The organism is Pseudomonas kitaguniensis (assembly GCF_049199985.1).
Classification (GTDB): domain Bacteria; phylum Pseudomonadota; class Gammaproteobacteria; order Pseudomonadales; family Pseudomonadaceae; genus Aquipseudomonas; species Aquipseudomonas kitaguniensis.
In genome coordinates, this window is the sequence record NZ_JBLZPT010000022.1 from 44,778 (window position 1) to 65,233 (window position 20,456).

General features: G+C 57.5%; 18 protein-coding genes and 2 tRNA genes. 2 read left to right on the plus strand and 18 right to left on the minus strand.

Annotated elements, in window-relative coordinates:
- Positions 1–22: 22 nt before the first annotated feature.
- The 9 genes from rimP to rlmE form a co-directional block, all read right to left on the minus strand.
- The gene (gene rimP / locus ACOZK9_RS22100) at positions 23–481 is read right to left on the minus strand and encodes a ribosome maturation factor RimP (protein ID WP_034117933.1); all 459 of its coding nucleotides are present in this window, start codon (positions 479–481) and stop codon (positions 23–25) included.
- 140 nt (positions 482–621) lie between these two features.
- Positions 622–698, minus strand: a tRNA-Met gene (locus ACOZK9_RS22105).
- A gap of 96 nt (positions 699–794) precedes the next feature.
- A tRNA-Leu gene (locus tag ACOZK9_RS22110) sits at positions 795–880 on the minus strand.
- A gap of 22 nt (positions 881–902) precedes the next feature.
- Positions 903–1,286, minus strand: coding sequence for a preprotein translocase subunit SecG (gene secG / locus ACOZK9_RS22115; RefSeq protein WP_010206600.1), 384 nt, complete (start codon positions 1,284–1,286; stop codon positions 903–905).
- A 4-nt stretch (positions 1,287–1,290) separates the two neighbouring features.
- On the minus strand, positions 1,291–2,046 hold the full coding sequence (gene tpiA / locus ACOZK9_RS22120) for a triose-phosphate isomerase (RefSeq protein WP_152749037.1): 756 nt from the start codon (positions 2,044–2,046) through the stop codon (positions 1,291–1,293).
- Between the two features lie 66 nt (positions 2,047–2,112).
- A complete protein-coding gene (glmM, locus tag ACOZK9_RS22125; protein WP_099236409.1) occupies positions 2,113–3,450 on the minus strand; it encodes a phosphoglucosamine mutase in 1,338 nt (445 codons plus the stop codon).
- A gap of 16 nt (positions 3,451–3,466) precedes the next feature.
- Positions 3,467–4,318 (minus strand): dihydropteroate synthase, encoded by an 852-nt coding sequence (folP, locus tag ACOZK9_RS22130; protein ID WP_421556570.1) that lies wholly within the window; start codon positions 4,316–4,318, stop codon positions 3,467–3,469.
- 8 nt (positions 4,319–4,326) lie between these two features.
- Complete coding sequence (gene ftsH, locus ACOZK9_RS22135) at positions 4,327–6,237, minus strand: ATP-dependent zinc metalloprotease FtsH (RefSeq protein ID WP_058412552.1); 1,911 nt, start codon at positions 6,235–6,237, stop codon at positions 4,327–4,329.
- A 200-nt stretch (positions 6,238–6,437) separates the two neighbouring features.
- On the minus strand, positions 6,438–7,088 hold the full coding sequence (rlmE, locus tag ACOZK9_RS22140) for a 23S rRNA (uridine(2552)-2'-O)-methyltransferase RlmE (RefSeq protein WP_058412553.1): 651 nt from the start codon (positions 7,086–7,088) through the stop codon (positions 6,438–6,440).
- Positions 7,089–7,193: 105 nt separating this feature from the next.
- On the opposite strand from rlmE, the gene ACOZK9_RS22145 reads away from it, so the two are divergent.
- Entirely contained in the window at positions 7,194–7,502 is a 309-nt protein-coding gene (locus ACOZK9_RS22145; protein ID WP_029298992.1) for a YhbY family RNA-binding protein, read from the plus strand.
- A gap of 23 nt (positions 7,503–7,525) precedes the next feature.
- On the opposite strand, the gene ACOZK9_RS22150 is transcribed toward ACOZK9_RS22145, so the two are convergent.
- From ACOZK9_RS22150 to grpE, 8 genes are all read right to left on the minus strand, one after another.
- Positions 7,526–7,930 carry a hypothetical protein gene (locus ACOZK9_RS22150; protein WP_058412554.1) on the minus strand — a complete coding sequence of 135 codons (405 nt, stop codon included), beginning with the start codon at positions 7,928–7,930 and terminating at the stop codon, positions 7,526–7,528.
- Positions 7,931–7,958: 28 nt separating this feature from the next.
- The gene (gene greA, locus ACOZK9_RS22155; protein WP_058412555.1) at positions 7,959–8,435 is read right to left on the minus strand and encodes a transcription elongation factor GreA; all 477 of its coding nucleotides are present in this window, start codon (positions 8,433–8,435) and stop codon (positions 7,959–7,961) included.
- The gene (gene carB / locus ACOZK9_RS22160; RefSeq protein WP_058412556.1) at positions 8,432–11,653 is read right to left on the minus strand and encodes a carbamoyl-phosphate synthase large subunit; all 3,222 of its coding nucleotides are present in this window, start codon (positions 11,651–11,653) and stop codon (positions 8,432–8,434) included. The genes greA and carB overlap by 4 nt, the downstream gene beginning before the upstream one ends.
- Before the next feature lie 105 nt (positions 11,654–11,758).
- On the minus strand, positions 11,759–12,895 hold the full coding sequence (carA, locus tag ACOZK9_RS22165; protein ID WP_058412557.1) for a glutamine-hydrolyzing carbamoyl-phosphate synthase small subunit: 1,137 nt from the start codon (positions 12,893–12,895) through the stop codon (positions 11,759–11,761).
- Positions 12,896–13,154: 259 nt separating this feature from the next.
- The gene (gene dapB, locus ACOZK9_RS22170) at positions 13,155–13,961 is read right to left on the minus strand and encodes a 4-hydroxy-tetrahydrodipicolinate reductase (RefSeq protein WP_058412558.1); all 807 of its coding nucleotides are present in this window, start codon (positions 13,959–13,961) and stop codon (positions 13,155–13,157) included.
- 10 nt (positions 13,962–13,971) lie between these two features.
- Positions 13,972–15,096: a molecular chaperone DnaJ gene (gene dnaJ / locus ACOZK9_RS22175; protein ID WP_058412559.1), complete on the minus strand. Its 1,125-nt coding sequence runs from the start codon at positions 15,094–15,096 to the stop codon at positions 13,972–13,974.
- Between the two features lie 317 nt (positions 15,097–15,413).
- Complete coding sequence (gene dnaK, locus ACOZK9_RS22180; protein ID WP_058412560.1) at positions 15,414–17,330, minus strand: molecular chaperone DnaK; 1,917 nt, start codon at positions 17,328–17,330, stop codon at positions 15,414–15,416.
- Positions 17,331–17,433: 103 nt separating this feature from the next.
- Positions 17,434–17,994 (minus strand): nucleotide exchange factor GrpE, encoded by a 561-nt coding sequence (grpE, locus tag ACOZK9_RS22185; protein ID WP_058412561.1) that lies wholly within the window; start codon positions 17,992–17,994, stop codon positions 17,434–17,436.
- Between the two features lie 253 nt (positions 17,995–18,247).
- On the opposite strand from grpE, the gene recN reads away from it, so the two are divergent.
- Positions 18,248–19,921, plus strand: coding sequence for a DNA repair protein RecN (gene recN, locus ACOZK9_RS22190; protein WP_421556571.1), 1,674 nt, complete (start codon positions 18,248–18,250; stop codon positions 19,919–19,921).
- Positions 19,922–20,005: 84 nt separating this feature from the next.
- On the opposite strand, the gene fur is transcribed toward recN, so the two are convergent.
- Entirely contained in the window at positions 20,006–20,410 is a 405-nt protein-coding gene (gene fur / locus ACOZK9_RS22195) for a ferric iron uptake transcriptional regulator (RefSeq protein ID WP_024077449.1), read from the minus strand.
- Between the last annotated feature and the right edge of the window lie 46 nt (positions 20,411–20,456).

A 20,456-nucleotide genomic window follows, 5' to 3' on the forward strand; every position in this document is an offset into this window, starting at 1 on the left:
TTGGATCCGCGGGATCCGCGTCTCAGTCAAAACTGGGAATAATGTTGGCCTTGTCGATCATATCGATCGGCAACAGGAACTCATGGTCTTCTACCTGCACCACGACATCCTGCTCTTCTACACCGCGCAGAAGGCCCTGAAAATTGCGTCGCCCTTCGAATGGCGATCGCAGCTTGATCTTCACTTGTTCACCGGCAAATTTTGCAAACTGATCAATAGTGAACAGTGGGCGTTCCATGCCTGGCGAGGAAACTTCGAGGGTATATTCAACAGCGATTGGATCTTCAACATCCAGCACACCGCTGATCTGACGGCTGACAATGGCACAATCGTCCACCAGCACGCCGCCCTCTTTATCGATATAAACGCGCAACATTGAGTGGCGACCTTGAGCCGAAAACTCAATACCCCAGCATTCATAGCCTAGGGCCACGATCACCGGGGCCAGCAAGGCCTGCAACTCTTCTAGCTTGCTCGACACCTGAACCCCCTCGTGCATGTATGTGCATGCTGTGCAAAATAAAAAAATGGGCGAAACGCCCATCCTTGAAACGCCGTCGAACAGCGGCGTTGAAAGTGTCCAGCTAACAAAAAGCCCCTTAAAAGGGGCTCCGCTAAAACTGGTTGCGGGGGCCGGATTTGAACCGACGACCTTCGGGTTATGAGCCCGACGAGCTACCAGACTGCTCCACCCCGCGACAAAGCTGGGGCGGAAGTATACGACCGATCCCTTACAGGGTCAATGTAACCTTCCACCTACAAGAAAGCCCGCAACAGCGGGCTCTCCTGATAATTGGTACCGAGAAGGGGACTCGAACCCCTACACCCTATGGGCACAACCACCTCAAGGTTGCGTGTCTACCAATTCCACCACCTCGGCAATACAGCGCTTACAACCCTTCTTACTTTTGCTCTTGAGCTGGAGGTACGTCAGTCGCTGGAGTAGCCGACTTTTGCTCTTGAAGCACCGGGACATCATCAGAAGCCGGTTTTGCTTTAGGTACTTCCAACACTGCTGGGTTTGGCAAACCTACTTGAGTCAGCACATGAGCTTTCTCTTTAGCAAAGTAACCTAACCCTAAGCTGGTTATGAAGAAACCGGCGGCAAGTATAGCAGTAAACTTACTAAGAAAGGTAGAGGAACCTTGGCTTCCGAATACAGTATTTGAAGCACCTGCACCGAAAGACGCACCAGCATCCGCACCTTTACCCTGTTGCAGCAAAACCAGGGCAACTACGCCCAGGGCAGCCAACAGATGAAAAACGACTACGACTGTTTCCAGCATTTTTTCAGTTTCCCGCGGCGCGACAAATCGCACCGAACTCATCTGCATTCAGGGAAGCTCCACCAATGAGCCCCCCATCGATATCCGGCATGCCGAACAGTTCGACCGCATTGGCCGCCTTCACGCTGCCGCCGTATAGAAGCCGCACACCTTGTGCGACCTCAGAATTCTCTGCCGCCAACTGAGCGCGGATGGCTGCGTGCACATCCTGCGCCTGTTGCGGTGTAGCAGTCAGCCCGGTACCAATGGCCCAGACCGGCTCGTAAGCAATTACTGCGCTTGCAAACGCAGCCACACCCAGCTCCTCGATGATGCTGCCCAGCTGACGCGAGACAACTTCAAGCGTTTTGCCCGACTCACGCTGCTCAAGGGTCTCCCCTATGCACAATATCGGAGTCAGACCACAAGCCTGTGCAGCTGCGAACTTGCGGTTGAGCGTTTCATCACGCTCGCCCATCACCTGACGGCGCTCGGAGTGCCCGACAAGTACATAGGCACAACCCGCATCAACCAGCTGACTCGGCGAAATCTCACCGGTCAACGCACCTTGCATGGGCTCTACCGCAGAATTCTGCGCGCCGACCTGGATCGACTTGCCTTCCAAACCATCAACCACTTGGCTGATATGCAAGCAAGGCGGAAAAACCGCAACATCAACACTGCCAGGCAAGGCCAAGTGACGAAGGCCATTGATCAGCTCAGCGACACTGGCGCGGGTACCGTGCATCTTCCAGTTACCAGCTACCATAGTGCGACGCATGCTGTACCTCGTCGGTCAAAGTGGGCGCAGATGTTACCCAACCGCATCATCACTGGCAAGCCGAATTCAGGCGCAAACTTCAGTTACCAGTTTTGCCAGGTCTTCGGCATGGCCGCGAACCTGTGTTTCGTCTTCACCTTCGACCATGACGCGCACCAGAGGCTCTGTGCCAGACTTGCGCAACAACACCCGCCCACGCCCCGCCATTGCCAGGTTCACACGCTCGCAAGCCTCTTTGACGGCAGGGTGTTCGATCGGATTTTCGCCGCCGGCAAAACGCACATTCAACAGCACTTGCGGGCACTTGCGCAGCGCTTGGCGCGCCTGAGCCAGGCTCTCCTCGCGACGACGCAACGCCAACAGCACTTGCAGCGCCGCAATAATTGCGTCACCCGTGGTGGTGTGCTGGAAGCACACAATGTGCCCCGAATTCTCGCCGCCGACCAACCAGTTACGCTCCAGCAGCTCCGCGATCACATAACGGTCACCGACGTTGGCACGGACAAAGGGAATCCCAAGGTCTGCCAATGCCAGCTCAAGCCCAAGGTTACTCATCAATGTTCCGACGACACCGCCGTGCAGCTTGTTCCGCTCATGCAGGTCGCGAGCGATGATGAACAGCAGGTCATCACCGTCAACCACAGTACCGGTGTGGTCGACCATCAGCACGCGATCGCCGTCGCCATCAAAGGCGATGCCCAAATCGGCATGCTCGGCCAGAACCGCCGCCTGCAACTGCTCCATGTGAGTGGAGCCGCAGTTATCATTGATGTTCAAGCCGTTTGGCTGAGCGGAGAGCACGGTTACCTGCGCGCCCAGCTCTTTGAATACGCTCGGCGCGACCTTGTAAGTCGCACCATGGGCGCAGTCGACTACGATCTTCAAACCGGCAAAATTGGTGCTGCTGGGCACGCTGCTTTTGCAGAATTCGATATAACGACCAGACGCGTCGTTGATCCGCGATACTTTGCCCAGCTTGCTCGACTCCACCACCGTCATCGGTGCATCCAGCAACTCTTCGATCATCAGCTCGATCTCGTCCGGCAGCTTGGTGCCTTGACCCGAGAAGAACTTGATACCGTTGTCATCATGCGGGTTGTGCGAGGCACTGATCACAATACCGGCTTCAGCGTGGAAGGTACGCGTCAGGTAGGCGATCGCAGGCGTCGGCATTGGGCCGAGCAGCATTACATCAGCACCTGCGGCGGACAAGCCGGCCTCCAGAGCCGACTCAAACATGTACCCCGAAATCCGGGTGTCCTTGCCGACCAGAATGCGGCACGCGCCCATGCTGCGAAACGCCATGCCCGCTGCCCAGCCCAATTTGAGCATAAAGTCAGGGGTGATCGGGAATTCGCCGACCCGACCACGGATACCGTCGGTGCCAAAATATTTCTTTGTCATAAGTACTCCATCATTCTTATTCGGCTGATTCTACAGCAGCGATCATACGCACTAGATCGACCGTCTCGGCCACGTCATGCACACGTAAAATACGTGCGCCCTTGGTCACGGCAAGCGCCGCAAGCGCCAAGCCGCCGTATAGCCGCTCACCCACTGGACGGTTCAAGGCCTGCCCTATCATGCTCTTGCGCGAGACGCCGACCAACAAGGGCCGGCCCAAAGCCTGCAAGGACTCCAGGTGCTTGAACAGGCTTAAATTATGTTGAAGGGTCTTGGCAAAGCCAAACCCGGGATCAAGGATGATCTTTTCGGCAGCAATTCCTGCCTTGGCGCATTGAGCCATTCTTTGCGCAAGAAACCCACTCACCTCGCCAACAAGGTCGTCGTAATGCGGGCTGTCCTGCATGTTGCCGGGCTCACCGAGCATGTGCATCAGGCACACCGGCAAACCGGTTGCTGCTGCAGCACCCAGGGCACCGTCGCGTTGAAGCGAGCGCACATCGTTGATCAACCCCGCCCCCAGGCGCGCTGTCTCGCGCATCACTGCAGGGGTTGATGTATCAACCGAGATGATCACATCCAATTCACGCGCGATACGCTCGACGACCGGCGCCACCCGCTCCAGTTCCTCCAAAGGAGAAACCACGCGGGCGCCGGGCCGGGTCGACTCACCACCGACATCAATCAACGTAGCGCCAGCCGCGACCATTGCCTCGGCATGACGCAATGCGGCATCCAGCTGACCGAATCGGCCACCGTCGGAGAATGAATCGGGGGTTACGTTAAGAATGCCCATGACATGTGTATGGGCCAAATCAAGAACCCGGTTGCCGCAAGGCAACCGGGTTGAGGACAACGCAGAAGTCATTTCAAACCTTAGTGATCAGCTGCAGGGCCACCGATCGGGGCTTCAGGGCGTTCGTTCGAAACCACCGGCGGAGTGCCCGATGTACCCGAGCCACCTTCCCAGTCGCGAGGTTCACGCGGTGTACGGCCTGCCATGATGTCGTCAATCTGATCGGCATCAATGGTCTCGTACTTCATCAGCGCGTCAGCCATGGCATCCAGCTTGTCGCGGTTGTCGGTCAGGATCTGCTTGGCCGTGCCGTAGCATTGGTCAATGATACTGCGCACTTCGGAGTCGATCAGCTTGGCTGTCTCACCGGAGAAGCTGGCGCTTTGACCGCCACCCCCACGCCCAAGGAACACTTCGCCTTCTTCCTCGGCATACATCAAAGGACCGAGTTTTTCCGACAAGCCCCACTTGGTCACCATGTTTCGTGCAATCTGGCTGGCACGCATGATGTCGTTGGAAGCACCTGTGGTCACACCGTCGAAACCAAGGGTCATCTCTTCAGCAATTCGGCCACCGTACAACGAACAGATCTGGCTGATCAGTGCACGCTTGGAGAGGCTGTAACGATCCTCTTCCGGCAGGAACATGGTCACACCCAGCGCCCGACCACGAGGAATGATCGACACTTTGTAGACCGGGTCATGCTCAGGCACAACGCGACCAACAATGGCGTGACCCGCTTCGTGATAGGCGGTGTTTTGCTTCTCTTTCTCGGACATGACCATCGATTTGCGCTCGGCGCCCATCATGATCTTGTCTTTGGCCAGCTCAAACTCTTTCATTTCAACAATGCGCTTGCCGGTACGGGCTGCGAACAACGAAGCCTCGTTCACCAGGTTAGCCAAGTCAGCACCGGAGAAACCAGGCGTACCACGGGCAATGACGGCAGGAGCCACGTCGTCACCCATTGGCACTTTGCGCATGTGCACTTTCAAAATCTGTTCGCGGCCACGAATGTCCGGCAAACCCACCACCACCTGACGGTCGAAACGGCCTGGACGCAGCAATGCAGGGTCCAGTACGTCCGGACGGTTGGTTGCGGCAATGACGATGATGCCGTCATTCATTTCGAAGCCGTCCATCTCAACCAGCAACTGGTTGAGGGTCTGCTCACGCTCATCATGACCGCCGCCCATGCCAGCACCACGATGGCGACCCACTGCGTCGATCTCATCGATGAAGATGATGCATGGCGCGTGCTTCTTGGCCTGCTCAAACATGTCGCGAACACGGCTCGCACCCACACCGACGAACATTTCGACGAAATCAGAACCGGAAATGGTGAAAAAAGGCACCTTGGCTTCGCCAGCAATCGCCTTGGCCAGCAAGGTTTTACCGGTACCCGGAGGACCCACCATCAGCACACCGCGAGGAATGCGGCCGCCCAGACGCTGGAACTTGCCTGGATCGCGCAGGAACTCGACCAACTCACCGACTTCTTCCTTGGCTTCATCGCAACCAGCAACGTCAGCCAAGGTGGTCTTAACCTGATCTTCGGAGAGCAGGCGTGCCTTGCTCTTGCCGAAGCTCATGGGTCCGCCCTTGCCCCCCGCACCACCTTGCATCTGGCGCATGAAGAACATGAACACGGCGATAATCACCAGGATCGGGAAGCTGGCAACCAGCAACTGGGTCCAGATGCTCTGGCGCTCAGGCTGCTTGCCTTCAACAACCACGTGGTTATCCACCAGGTCGCCGATCAGGCCATTGTCCGGGATATTCGGGCGGATGGTCTTGAAGCTGTCGCCATCGTTACGCTTGCCGGTGATCACGAAGCCATCAACCGCTACGCGTTCGACCTTGCCATCCTTAACTTGCTGGATGAAGTCGGAATAGTTGAGGGTCTGCGGCTCGTTAGGGCTGGAGAAGTTGTTCATCACCGTCACCAGGACAGCCGCGATGATCAACCACAGGATCAGATTCTTTGCCATATCGTTCAATTAACTACCCTCTGAAGCAAGCTCCGCTACTGGCGCGCGCTTCGCATGATATTCACCGGCCTAACTTACTACATTACCTACAACACTGGCAGGCGCCGTCTGTAACCCTTTGTGAAACTTTGACTACACAATATTCGTAAAGCTTCGTGACGAAAGCGATATAAAAAAACCTATCGCCTCCCTTCAAATCCTCAAAGACGCTCATCACTGGCGGCGCCTTCGATGCCACGGAAACCGCGGCCCAGCAAATATTGCTCGCGAGACCGGCCGCGTGAAGAGTCCGGTTTGCGCATCTGTACCTTGTCGAACAGCTTGCGAATATTCTTGTGATACTCGTCGAAGCCTTCACCCTGGAAAACCTTGACCAAAAAATCACCGCCCGGACGCAGTACTCGACCCGCCAAGTCCAGTGCAAGTTCACACAGGAACATCGCTCGTGGCATATCAACGGCCGGTAATCCACTCATATTGGGGGCCATGTCGGAAATCACAAGGTCTACCTGCGAATTTCCCACCGCCGCGAGAATTTCAGCCAGGACCGCATCCTGAGTGAAGTCCCCGTGAACAAAGGTCACATCAGAGATGCTGTCCATTTCCAGAATATCGGAAGCGATCAAACGCCCTTGACCACCAATCAGACGACTGGTCACCTGCGACCAACCGCCGGGCGCGGCGCCAAGATCGATAACCGTCATGCCAGGGCGGATCAGTTTGTCCTTTTCCTGCAGCTCAAGCAGCTTGTAACTCGCACGGGAGCGGTAGCCGTCCTTTTGCGCCATTTTGACGTAAGGGTCGTTGAAATGCTCTTGCAGCCACTTAAGGCTAGTTTTGGAACGGGCCACGGGCCACCTCGAAAATAAAACGGGTCGTGATTAACTGGGCGGTCCCGGACTCGCTCGGGTAAACTGGCCGCCGCTTTTTACAAGATCAGACGCAGGGGTCAGATTATGCCGCTCACTCAAGAGCAGAAGAAACAGTACAAATCCATTGGCCATCATCTGAAACCAGTTTTGATTGTGGCAGACAACGGTTTGACTGAAGGTGTGTTAGCCGAACTTGAACGCGCATTGGGCGATCACGAACTGATCAAAATCAAGGTCAACATCCTTGACCGCGAAGCGCGCCTGGCCGCCATTGCAGAACTGTGCAAGGTCGGCAAAGCAGACCTGGTTCAGGTCATCGGCAAGATGGCACTGCTGTATCGCAAGAACTTCAGTGCCAACAAGCAGTTGTCGAACGTTCATCGCTTCAAGTGATAACGCTCAAATGACAACAAGGGTTACGGGCGCGCTTCGCGTGCCCCGCCACTCCATCCCGGCGCCGGTTGCATAACCAGCACCAAGCCTGCAAACCCTAGCACAAGATAGCTGAAGAGCTGCCAGCGCAACGCTTGCGGCAGCCATACATGCACCACGCAAAACATTGCGCATGCATACAGCGCCATCAACAGCAGTTGGCCGCGAATATCCCGCCACAAACTCTCCATGCCCTCGGCCTTTATCAGCACCAGCACCTGGAGCGTGACGCACGCCGCCGCAAAGCTCACCAGCAGCACGCTCAGCAATCCATCGATCTCATCGATCAGCAACGGCGCCAAACCAATCAGGCCCAGCGCTGGCAATATGCCAATGTGTAACAACCACACGCCGCCAACCCAAAGCATCTGGGCAAGTTGCCAAAGCATGGCGCCCGCACGCAGCGGGCGCCGTCTTTCAGAGGTGACGAACTTCAACAATCTCGTACTCGATTACGCCACCAGGGGTTTTCACAGCCACCACATCACCCTCTTCCTTGGCAATCAAGGCACGCGCGAGCGGTGAGCCCACAGAGATCTTGCCAAGTTTGAAGTCAGCTTCGTCTTCACCCACGATGTGGTAAACAACGCGCTCGTCAGTCTCGACGTTGGCGATTTCCACCGTGGTGCCGAAAATCACTTTGCCGGTCTTCGGGATGGTGGTGACGTCAATGATCACCGCATTCTGCATACGGCCTTCGATGTCACGGATGCGCGCCTCAACCATACCCTGCTGCTCGCGAGCAGCGTGGTATTCGGCGTTTTCCTTCAGGTCGCCCAGCTCGCGGGCCGTACCGATGTCCTGGCTCAGCTTCGGACGGACGACCTTGGTCAGGTGGGCGTGCTCCTCTTCCAGGGCTTTGGCGCCCTGGACGGTCATTGGGTATTTGATCATGCCTTCAATCCTGCGTGTAGATCCTGCAAGCGACGCACGGTCTTTTCCGGACCGAACTTGAGCGCTTCGCAGATGGCTTCGCCAGCAGCAATAGTCGTGGTGCAGTAGATCTTGTGCTGCAAGGCATTACGACGAATGGAGTACGAGTCCGCGATCGACTGACGACCTTCGGTGGTGTTGATGATCAGCGTGACTTCGTCATTTTTGATCATGTCGACCACGTGCGGACGGCCTTCCGTCACCTTGTTAACGCGGCGCACTTTCAGGCCGGCAGCTTCGATCACCTTGGCTGTCCCGGCGGTGGCCACGACTTCAAAGCCCAAGTTGATCAGATCACGCGCCACACCTGCAACCAGTGGTTTGTCGTCATCACGCACGCTGATAAACGCAGTACCACCGGTCGGCAGCACTTCGCTGGCACCCATCTGGGCTTTGGCGAACGCTTCACCGAAGGTATCGCCAACACCCATCACTTCACCGGTGGACTTCATCTCTGGGCCCAGGATCGGGTCCACGCCAGGGAATTTGGCGAATGGGAACACCGCCTCTTTCACGCTGTAGAAGTTCGGGATGATTTCTTTGGTGAAACCGATTTCCTTCAGGGTCTTACCGGCCATCACACGGGCAGCGATCATCGCCAGGGACACACCGATGCACTTGGAAACAAATGGTACGGTACGCGAAGCGCGCGGGTTGACTTCGATGACGTAGATGTCTTCGCCTTGCAGCGCCAACTGAACGTTCATCAGGCCGACCACGCCCAGCTCCAGGGCCATTTTCTTGACCTGTTCGCGCATCTCGTCCTGGATGTGCGCCGGCAGCGAGTAAGGCGGCAGCGAGCAGGCGGAGTCACCGGAGTGAACGCCCGCCTGTTCGATGTGCTGCATGATCGCGCCGATCACCACGTCAGTGCCGTCGCAAACCGCGTCCACGTCCATCTCGATGGCGCAATTGAGGAAGTGGTCGAGCAGCACCGGGCTGTCGTTGGACACTTTTACCGCATCACGCAGGTAGCGCTTGAGTTCATCTTCTTCGTAGACGATTTCCATCGCACGGCCGCCCAATACGTAGGACGGACGCACCACAAGCGGGTAGCCGATCTTGCTGGCCGCGCGGATAGCTTCGTCTTCGCTGCGCACGGTGGCGTTAGGCGGCTGACGCAGGTTCAGGCGCTCAACCATTTGCTGGAAGCGCTCACGGTCTTCGGCACGGTCGATGGCATCCGGGCTGGTGCCGATGATCGGCACGCCGGCGGCTTCCAGTGCGCGAGCCAGTTTCAGCGGAGTTTGGCCGCCGTACTGCACGATCACGCCTTTTGGCTTCTCGACGCGGCAGATTTCCAGCACGTCTTCCAGGGTTACCGGCTCGAAGTACAGACGGTCGGAAGTGTCGTAGTCGGTGGAAACGGTTTCCGGGTTGCAGTTGACCATGATGGTCTCGTACCCGTCTTCGCGCAGCGCGAGGGCGGCATGTACGCAGCAGTAATCGAACTCGATGCCTTGGCCGATACGGTTTGGCCCGCCACCCAGGATCATGATCTTGTCGCGGCCCGACGGCGCGGCTTCGCACTCTTCCTCGTAAGTGGAGTACATGTACGCAGTGTCGGTGGCGAACTCGGCGGCGCAGGTGTCAACGCGCTTGTAGACCGGGAAAATATCCAGCTTGTGGCGATGCGTGCGCAGGTTTTTCTCGGTCACACCCAGCAGCTTGGCCAGGCGCATATCGGAGAAACCTTTGCGCTTGAGGCGGAACATCAGGTCGCGGTCGATAGACGACAGGCCGAGGGTCTTGACCTTCTCTTCTTCCTTGATCAGGTCTTCGATCTGCACCAGGAACCAAGGGTCAATCATGTTCATGCCGAAGATGTCTTCGACAGTCATGCCCGCGCGGAAGGCGTCAGCGACGTACCAGATGCGCTCGGCGCCCGGCACGGTCAGCTCGCGCTTGAGCACGCTCATGCTTTCCGGGTTGCTCAGGTCGAGCTTCTCGTCCAGACCGCAAACGCCCACTTCCAGGCCACGCAGGGCTTTCTGCAGGGATTCCTGGAAGGTCCGGCCGATGGCCATGACTTCACCCACCGACTTCATCTGAGTGGTCAGGCGCGCATCGGCTTTCGGGAATTTTTCGAAAGCAAAGCGTGGCAGCTTGGTCACGACGTAGTCGATAGACGGCTCGAACGACGCTGGCGTAGCGCCGCCAGTGATTTCGTTTTGCAGCTCGTCCAAGGTGTAACCGATCGCCAGCTTGGCCGCGATACGCGCAATCGGGAAGCCGGTAGCTTTCGATGCCAGCGCCGAAGAACGCGATACACGCGGATTCATCTCGATCACAACCATACGACCAGTGTCCGGGCAGATGCCGAACTGAACGTTGGAGCCGCCGGTTTCAACGCCGATCTCACGCAGTACCGCCAACGAGGCGTTACGCATGATCTGGTATTCCTTGTCCGTCAGGGTTTGCGCCGGAGCAACGGTGATCGAGTCACCGGTGTGCACGCCCATCGGGTCGAAGTTTTCGATGGAGCAGACGATGATGCAGTTGTCCTTCTTATCGCGGACAACCTCCATCTCGTACTCTTTCCAGCCGATCAGGGATTCGTCGATCAGCAGCTCTTTGGTCGGCGACAGGTCCAGACCACGCGCGCAGATTTCTTCGAACTCTTCACGGTTGTAAGCAATACCGCCACCGGTGCCGCCCATGGTGAAGGACGGACGAATGATGCACGGAAAGCCGAGCTTTTCGAGAACCGCGTTGGCCTCGTCCATGCTGTGGGCGATACCGGAGCGCGGGCAGTCAAGGCCGATGGACTTCATGGCCTTGTCGAAACGCGAACGGTCTTCAGCCTTGTCGATGGTGTCGGCATTCGCGCCGATCATCTCTACGCCGAACTTCTCCAGAACGCCTTCGCGCTCCAGGTCGAGGGCGCAGTTCAGTGCAGTCTGGCCGCCCATGGTTGGCAGCAGCGCGTCCGGGCGCTCCTTCTCGATGATCTTGGCAACCGTCTGCCACTTGATCGGCTCGATGTAGGTGGCGTCGGCCATGTCCGGGTCGGTCATGATGGTGGCCGGGTTGGAGTTCACCAGGATAACGCGGTAGCCCTCTTCGCGCAGGGCTTTACAGGCCTGGGCGCCGGAGTAGTCGAATTCACAGGCCTGGCCGATAACAATCGGGCCAGCGCCGAGAATCAGGATGCTTTTTATGTCTGTACGTTTTGGCATGGGTTTGTCACTCAAATCCGCAGGTCAGTCGGCAAGCCGTCTTGAACAATCCTTGAAAAGCCTGAGGGGGCCACCGGTTTCCCGGGCCACCCTCAGGCCACTCAGTTAGCGTCGCTTGGCCATCTCATTGATGAACCGGTCGAACAGCGGCGCTACGTCGTTCGGGCCAGGGCTTGCTTCAGGGTGGCCCTGGAAGCTGAACGCGCTCTTGTCGGTGCGCTCGATGCCTTGCAGGGAACCGTCGAACAGCGACTTGTGAATGGCGCGGACGTTCGCCGGCAAGGTCGCTTCATCTACCGCAAAACCGTGGTTCTGGCTGGTGATCATCACAACGCCGGTGTCCAGGTCTTGCACAGGGTGATTGGCGCCGTGGTGGCCGTGCCCCATTTTCAGGGTCTTGGCGCCGGAGGCCAGGGCCAACAACTGGTGACCCAGGCAAATACCGAACACCGGAATCTCGGTCTCCAGCACTGCCTTGATCGCCGTGATGGCGTAGTCGCAAGGCTCAGGGTCACCCGGGCCGTTGGACAGGAACACACCGTCCGGCTGCATGGCCAGTACGTCGCTGGCCGGGGTTTGCGCCGGCACCACGGTCACGCGGCAACCACGTTCAACCAGCATGCGCAGGATGTTGTACTTGATGCCGTAGTCGTAGGCCACGACATGGTACGGCAAGTCAGCGGCCTCGATGGTTGCGTGGCTGTCGGTCTTCAAGTCCCAGACAGTGGAGCGCCACTCGTACTGCTCTTGGGTGCTGACAACTTTCGCCAAGTCCATGCCTTTCAGGCCAGGAAAACCTTGCGCTGCGGCAATCGCCGCTTCTTCGGAAATATTGTCACCCGCCATGATGCAGCCGTTCTGCGAGCCTTTTTCACGCAGGATGCGTGTCAGGCGGCGCGTATCGATACCGGCGATTGCCACCACATTGTTGGCTTTCAGGTAATCGGACAGCGACATCGTGTTACGCCAGTTGCTCGCAACCAGTGGCAGGTCGCGAATGACCAGACCGGCCGACCAGACACGATCAGACTCGACGTCTTCCGGTGTAGTACCGGTGTTGCCGATGTGCGGATAGGTCAGGGTAACAATCTGTTGGGCGTAGGAAGGATCGGTAAGGATTTCCTGATAGCCGGTCATGGCGGTGTTAAACACCACCTCTCCAACGGTTTGACCGTCGGCTCCAATGGCTTCGCCGCGAAAAATGCTGCCATCAGCAAGGGCGAGTATGGCTGGCTTAGTCAAGAAGACCTCCCGTAAATAAAGCCTGAAAGGGCGATCGCAGGTTGTAAAAAAGCGGAGTGACGTATGGACACGTCACCCCGCTTCTTCACTGAATTATTCTGCGCGCTTTTAGTGGACACACTAAAGCTGTAGCTTACAGAAAAAGGCTTTTTTGGTCCACCGCTAATGAGCCTTAAAGGCAGGGGAATGCGACAGAACATCGCTTAGCGGGTAAAAACGGGGCCTCAGGATAATCCCAAGGCCCTGTTTTAGCTACTGATTAGTGCAGGTCCAGCACATCGCGCATGTCATACAGACCCGGCGTGCGGCCTTCCAACCACAGCGCGGCACGCACCGCACCTTTGGCGAACGTCATGCGGCTGGAAGCCTTGTGTGTGATCTCGAGGCGCTCGCCTTCAGTGGCGAACAACACCGTGTGGTCGCCGACCACATCACCACCGCGCACCGTCGCAAAACCAATGGTGTCACGCGCACGTTCACCGGTATGACCTTCACGGCCATACACCGCGACTTTCGACAGGTCACGCCCTAACGCATCGGCAATCGCCTCACCCATGCGCAGCGCGGTGCCCGACGGCGCATCGATCTTGTGCCGATGATGCGTCTCGATGATTTCGATGTCCGCCTCATCACCCAACACCCGCGCCGCCAGATCCAGCAACTTGAGGGACAGGTTCACGCCGACACTGAAGTTGGCCGCGAACACCACCGGAATATCCTTGCCCGCCTCAACCAGCAACTGTTTCTGCTCGGCATTCAAGCCCGTGGTGCCGATCACCATGGCCTTGCCCGCCTTGCGGCAGAACGCCAGGTTTTTCAGCATCACGTCCGGCAGCGTGAAATCGATCAGCACGTCAAATTCGTCAGCCACCTGCGCCAGGCTGCTCGACAATGAAACGCCGATGCGCCCCAGCGAGGCCAGCTCACCGGCGTCAGCACCGATCAACGTGCTGCCTGGCCGGACGATCGCCGCCGTCAGCCCCGAGGCAGGTGAGCGCTGCTGCACCGCCTCGACCAACGCCTTGCCCATGCGCCCGGCAGCGCCCATTACGGCTATACGTCGCATATTCACGTCCTTACAGGTCGCCAAAGAAGCGCTTTACACCGTCGAAGAAGCCGGTGGTTTTCGGCGAATGGGAGTCATCGCCTTCCAGTGAGCTGCGGAACTCTTCAAGCAGTTCGCGCTGACGACGGCCCAGATTGACCGGTGTTTCGACCGCAACACGGCACATCAAGTCGCCCGCACCGCCACCCCGCACCGGCGCAACGCCTTTGCCACGGATGCGGAACTGTTTGCCGGTTTGCGTACCTTCGGGAATCTTGAGTTTTACCCGGCCATCAAGGGTCGGAATATCCAACTCACCACCCAAGGCGGCGTCGACAAAGCTGATCGGCACTTCGCAGAACAGGTGCTTGCCATCGCGCTGGAAGATCGAGTGCTCACGCACATTGATCACCACGTACAGGTCGCCGGTAGGCCCACCCTGAACGCCCGCCTCACCTTCACCCGACAGGCGAATGCGATCACCGGTGTCAACACCCGCAGGCACTTTCACCGACAGCGTTTTGTACTCTTCGACACGGCCTTCGCCGTGGCACGAGTCGCACGGATCGGAAATGATCTTGCCTTGGCCATGGCAACGCGGGCACGTCTGCTGCACGGAGAAAAAACCCTGCTGCATACGCACCTGACCGATACCGCCGCACGTCGGGCAGGTAATCGGCGCAGAACCTTTTTTAGCACCCGAACCATCGCACGGCTTGCAATTGACCAGCGTCGGCACACGAATGTTGACGGTGGTGCCGCGTACGGCCTCCTCCAGGTTCAGTTCCAGCGTGTAGCGCAAATCGCTGCCACGCTGGGCACCGCCACGCTGACCACCCCGACCACCGCCGAAGAAGTCGCTGAATACATCACCGAAAATATCGGAGAAGTTCTGACCGCCAAAACCGGCACCGCCGCCGCCCATGCTTGGGTCAACGCCAGCATGGCCATACTGATCGTAGGCCGCGCGCTTGTTTGGATCACTCAGGCATTCGTAGGCCTCGTTGGCCTCTTTGAACAGATCTTCGGATTCTTTGCTATCCGGATTACGGTCCGGGTGGTGCTTCATCGCCAGACGGCGGTAGGCCTTTTTCAGGTCCGCCTCGCTGGAGCCGCGCTCCACACCCAATACTTCGTAATAGTCACGCTTTGCCATAAGTCTTTGCACTCTTAAGGACGTTCAGCCAGGCCCTCCTGAGCCTGGCCAAACTCGCTGAGCCCCAATACAGGCCCGGACCCAACTCACGTCAATTCAACGATCCTGGTCATTACTGTTTTCAGCCAGCAACCCGGCCAAAAACGCGGTGACTGTCGCCAGGGAAGCAGGAGCATTCCCGATCACACCGCCAACATCCGAACGCTGTCGCATGTTGTAAAAATTCACATACCCCAGACACGCCAACGCGGGAGCAAGCTCCCGCGCGGCGACATCCTACCAGTCACCGCTTGATAGCGGTCAACCGGGCGACCAACTTACTTCTGGTCTTTGACTTCTTCGAACTCGGCATCCACAACGTCGTCGTGCTTGGCTTCAGGCTCTGCGTGTTGCGCAGCACCGTCTGCCGGCTGACCTTGCTCGGCGTACATTTTTTGAGCGACCGGTGCGGAGACTTTCGACAGCTCCTCAACCTTGGCCTCGATGGCAGCCTTGTCGTCGCCTTTAACAGCGGCTTCCAGGGCGACCACGGCGGCCTCAATGGCAACCTTCTCTTCAGCGCTCACTTTGTCGCCAGCATCAGCGATCATTTTGCGCGTCGAGTGCACCAGTGCGTCACCCTGGTTACGGGCAGCGGCCAGCTCTTCGAACTTGCGGTCTTCCTCGGAGTTGGCTTCAGCATCACGAATCATCTGCTGAATTTCTTCCTCGGACAGGCCGGAGTTGGCCTTGATCACGATCGACTGAGTTTTGCCGGTGGCCTTGTCTTTGGCGCCTACGTGCAGAATGCCGTTGGCGTCGATGTCGAAGGTCACTTCAATTTGTGGCACGCCACGAGGTGCTGGTGGAATCTCAGCCAGGTCGAACTTGCCCAAGGACTTGTTCTGGCCTGCTTGCTTACGCTCACCTTGCAGCACGTGAATAGTCACAGCGCCTTGGTTGTCGTCAGCGGTCGAGAACACCTGAGATTTCTTGGTAGGAATCGTGGTGTTTTTCTCGATCAGCGCAGTCATCACGCCACCCATGGTTTCGATACCCAGGGTCAGCGGGCTGACGTCCAGCAGCAGCACGTCTTTAACGTCGCCGGCCAGTACAGCGCCCTGGATAGCAGCACCCATGGCAACCGCTTCGTCCGGGTTCACGTCTTTACGCGCTTCTTTACCGAAGAACTCGGTTACCAACTTCTGAACCAGTGGCATACGGGTCTGACCGCCGACCAGGATCACGTCGTTGATCGCGCCAACGTCGATACCGGAGTCTTTCAGCGCAATGCGGCAAGGCTCGATGGTGCGTTGAACCAGGTCTTCAACCAGCGCTTCCAGCTTGGCGCGCGAGATTTTCACGTTCAAGTGCTTTGGACCGGTAGCGTCTGCAGTGATGTACGGCAGGTTCACGTCGGTCGACTGAGCAGACGACAGCTCGATCTTGGCTTTTTCAGCGGCTTCTTTCAGGCGCTGCATGGCCAGCGGGTCACCCTTAAGGTTCATGCCGCTTTCTTTCTTGAATTCGTCAACGAGGTAGTCGATCAGACGAATGTCGAAGTCTTCGCCACCCAGGAAGGTGTCACCGTTGGTAGCCAACACTTCAAACTGGTGCTCGCCATCCACTTCAGCGATCTCGATGACCGAGACGTCGAACGTGCCGCCACCCAGGTCATAAACGATCACAGTGTGGTCGCCCTTGGCCTTGTCCATGCCGTAAGCCAGCGCGGCTGCGGTAGGTTCGTTGATGATACGTTTTACGTCCAGGCCCGCGATGCGGCCGGCGTCTTTAGTTGCCTGGCGCTGGCTGTCGTTGAAGTAGGCAGGAACGGTAATCACCGCTTCAGTCACTGCTTCACCGAGGTAGTCTTCGGCGGTCTTCTTCATCTTTTTCAAGATTTCAGCCGAGATTTGCGGCGGCGACATTTTCTGGCCGTTTACTTCAACCCAGGCGTCACCGTTGTCAGCCTTGGAGATTTTGTAAGGGACCATCTTGATGTCTTTTTGCACGACTTCTTCGTCGAACTTGCGACCGATCAGACGCTTCACCGCATACAGGGTGTTATTCGGGTTGGTCACAGCCTGACGCTTGGCCGATTGGCCAACCAGAATTTCGCCGTCGTTGGCGTAAGCCACGATGGACGGGGTGGTGCGTGCACCTTCGGCGTTCTCGATAACTTTCGATTTGCCATTTTCCATAACGGAGACGCAGGAGTTGGTGGTCCCCAGGTCGATACCGATAATTTTGCCCATGTTTTTACTCTCCCGAAACTTGAATTTGGTTGCCGCAGCAGTGGTGGCTAACTGCGGTAGCACTTAAACGCTTGACTTATAGATGGGGCCGTTACGACTGATTTCAAGCCTGCTCATCAATAGAAGGTGCAACAGGTGCAGGAGCCTTGCTCACTACCACCATTGCCGGGCGCAGCAAGCGACCGTTGAGCTGATAACCCTTCTGGAACACCTTCAAAACACTGTTGGGCTCCAGGTCGTGGCTTTCTTGCATCGCCATTGCCTGGTGATGCTCAGCGTTGAACGGTTCGCCGCCTTGCGGATCAATCGCTTCCAACTGATAACGCTTCAGGGTGTCCTGGAACATTTTCAGGGTCAGCTCGATCCCTTCACGCATTGGGCGGATGTTTTCGTCATCCGCGTTGGACAACTCAAGGCCACGTTCCAGGCTGTCAATGATCGGCAGCAGGTCGGAGGCGAATTTTTCCAGCGCGAATTTGTGCGCTTTCTCGACGTCCTGCTCGGCACGGCGACGGACGTTCTGCAGATCGGCGGCAACACGCAAAGATTGATCCTGCGCAGCGGCCAATTGCTCTTCGAGCACTTGCACACGGGTCGCCAGCTCATCGCCGACAGCCGAATTGGCGTCCGGAGTTTGCGTATCCTGCGTCTGTTCGTCAGCCATAGATCTCTCCTTTCAAATCATGCGCGAACTCAACTCGCGCTTCTGTTCCGGTATATGGGGCCACAATTTCCAGGTTCAAGGGCGCAGGCGTTACCAAAAGTCTTTCTGCCGTCTTGGGTCAATTCCTGCCCGGTCATTCTTTATTGCGCTAACAAACCCGCTCGTTCAAGCAAATCGAGCTAAGCGCCAGGATTGTCAGCTAAGAACAAAACACTGTATAAATAACCAGACCTAACACCTGGGAGCGGCCGCCATGCTCGTGCACCTGTCTGTACACAACTACGCCATCGTTGAACATCTGGATCTCGAACTGGATCGCGGGATGAGCGTAATCACAGGCGAAACCGGCGCCGGCAAGTCGATCATGCTCGACGCTCTGGGCCTGACCCTCGGCGATCGCGCCGACAGCGGCGTGGTGCGCCCCGGTGCGGACAAGGCCGATATTCTCGCCACCTTTGACCTGGCGGACATTCCCGAGGCCGAAGCCTGGCTGGCCGAGCGCGACCTTAATAATGAAGGCCCGTGCATCCTGCGCCGAGTCATCACGGCGGAAGGGCGTTCACGCGGCTATATCAACGGCACGCCCTGCCCGCTTGGCGACTTGAAAGCGCTGGGCGAACTGCTGATCGACATCCACAGCCAGCATGAGCATCAGTCCCTGCTGAAAACCGACACCCATCGCCGCCTGCTCGATGAATATGCCGGCGCCACCGATCTGGCCCGCCAGGTGCAACTGGCTGCCCAGCGCTGGCGCCAGACCCGGCAAGAGCTGGAGCGGCTCTCGAATTCCGGTGACGAGCAGCGCGCTCGCCATCAATTGCTCAGCTATCAACTTGAAGAGCTGGAAAGCCTCGGCCTCGGTGAAACCGAGCTGGAACAGTTGGAGCAGGAACACAAGAACCTCACCAACGCCGAGACCCTGCTGGGCATTTGCCGCCAAGTGGTAGAGCAATGCAGCGAGAGCGATTCGGGCAACGTGCTTAACGCGCTGACGGCCAGCCTGCATCGCCTGGCCAGCGTGAACAATTCTTCTGGTTCGCTGAGCGAAGCTACGACGCTGCTGACCAGCGCGCAGATCCAGGTTGAAGAAGCCGTGGGCGAGCTGAATCGCTTCCTCGACCACTTCGATGCCGACCCGGCCCGCCTGCAGGAAATAGAAGAACGCCTGGACACGATTTACACGCTGGCGCGCAAACATCGCATCCAACCCACCGAAGTGGCGACGATGCAGCAAAAATTGCTGGATGAAATCGAAACCCTTAATGCCAACGACGAATCCATCGAGCGGCTGGCCGACGAACTCGCCTCTTTTGCCCGGCACTACCAGGAAAAAGCCCGCGAACTGAGCGAACTGCGCCAGAAAGCGGCCACCTGCCTTGCCGGCGCTGTGGAGCTGGAAATTCAGCGCTTGGGCATGCCCGGCGGGCGCTTCACTATCGAGCTGCACGCCAACACCAGCAATGAGCTGCAACCCCATGGTCTGGAACAGGTGGAATTGCTGGTCAGCGCCAACCCTGGCCAGCCGCTCAAAGCGCTAGCGAAAGTAGCGTCGGGTGGCGAGCTGTCACGGATCAGCCTGGCCATTCAGGTGATTACCGCGCAGACGTCTCGTGTACCGACACTGGTATTCGATGAGGTGGACGTGGGTATTGGCGGGCCAACCGCAGAGATCGTCGGTCAGTTGCTGCGCCGGCTGGGTGATCGCGGGCAAGTGCTTACCGTCACCCACTTGCCGCAGGTGGCGGCCCAAGGGCATCAACATCTGTTCGTTCACAAGGTGCGCGGCAGCGATGCCACGCACACCGCCGTGGCCAAGCTGAACAAGTCGGAGCGCGTTGAAGAAGTGGCGCGGATGCTGGGGGGTATCGACCTGACCAAGGAGTCCCTGGCCCACGCGAAAAAAATGGTCGTTGCAGCGAAAGCTTAAGCCGACAATTTCTTCTATACAGAAAGCACGAAGGCGACCTAAAGGTCGCCTTCGATCATTGTGCAGAGCGAATCTGCAGCATTTTTACTTTTTCTTACGGATGTACAGCACCAGATTATGATCGACTAAATCGAAGCCATGCTCTTCGGCAATTGCCTTCTGAAGCTTCTCGATTTCCGGGCTGGTGAACTCGATAACCTCATTGGTATCCAGGTCAACCATGTGGTCGTGATGACCACCGTCCGCCAATTCGAACACCGCGTGACCGCCGTCGAAATTATGGCGAACCACCAGCCCAGCGGCTTCAAACTGGGTCAGCACACGGTAAACCGTGGCCAGGCCAACGTCCTCGTTAGACTCCATCAGCGCCTTGTAAACATCTTCGGCACTCATGTGGCGCTGCTCAGCAGAATCGAGCATTTGTAGAATCTTGACTCGTGGCAGAGTCACTTTAAGACCGGCTTTGCGTAGTTCGCTATTTTCAACCATGGTTAGCTTTCTCGCGGATGCTGCTTCGCAGCTTCTCTTAATACGG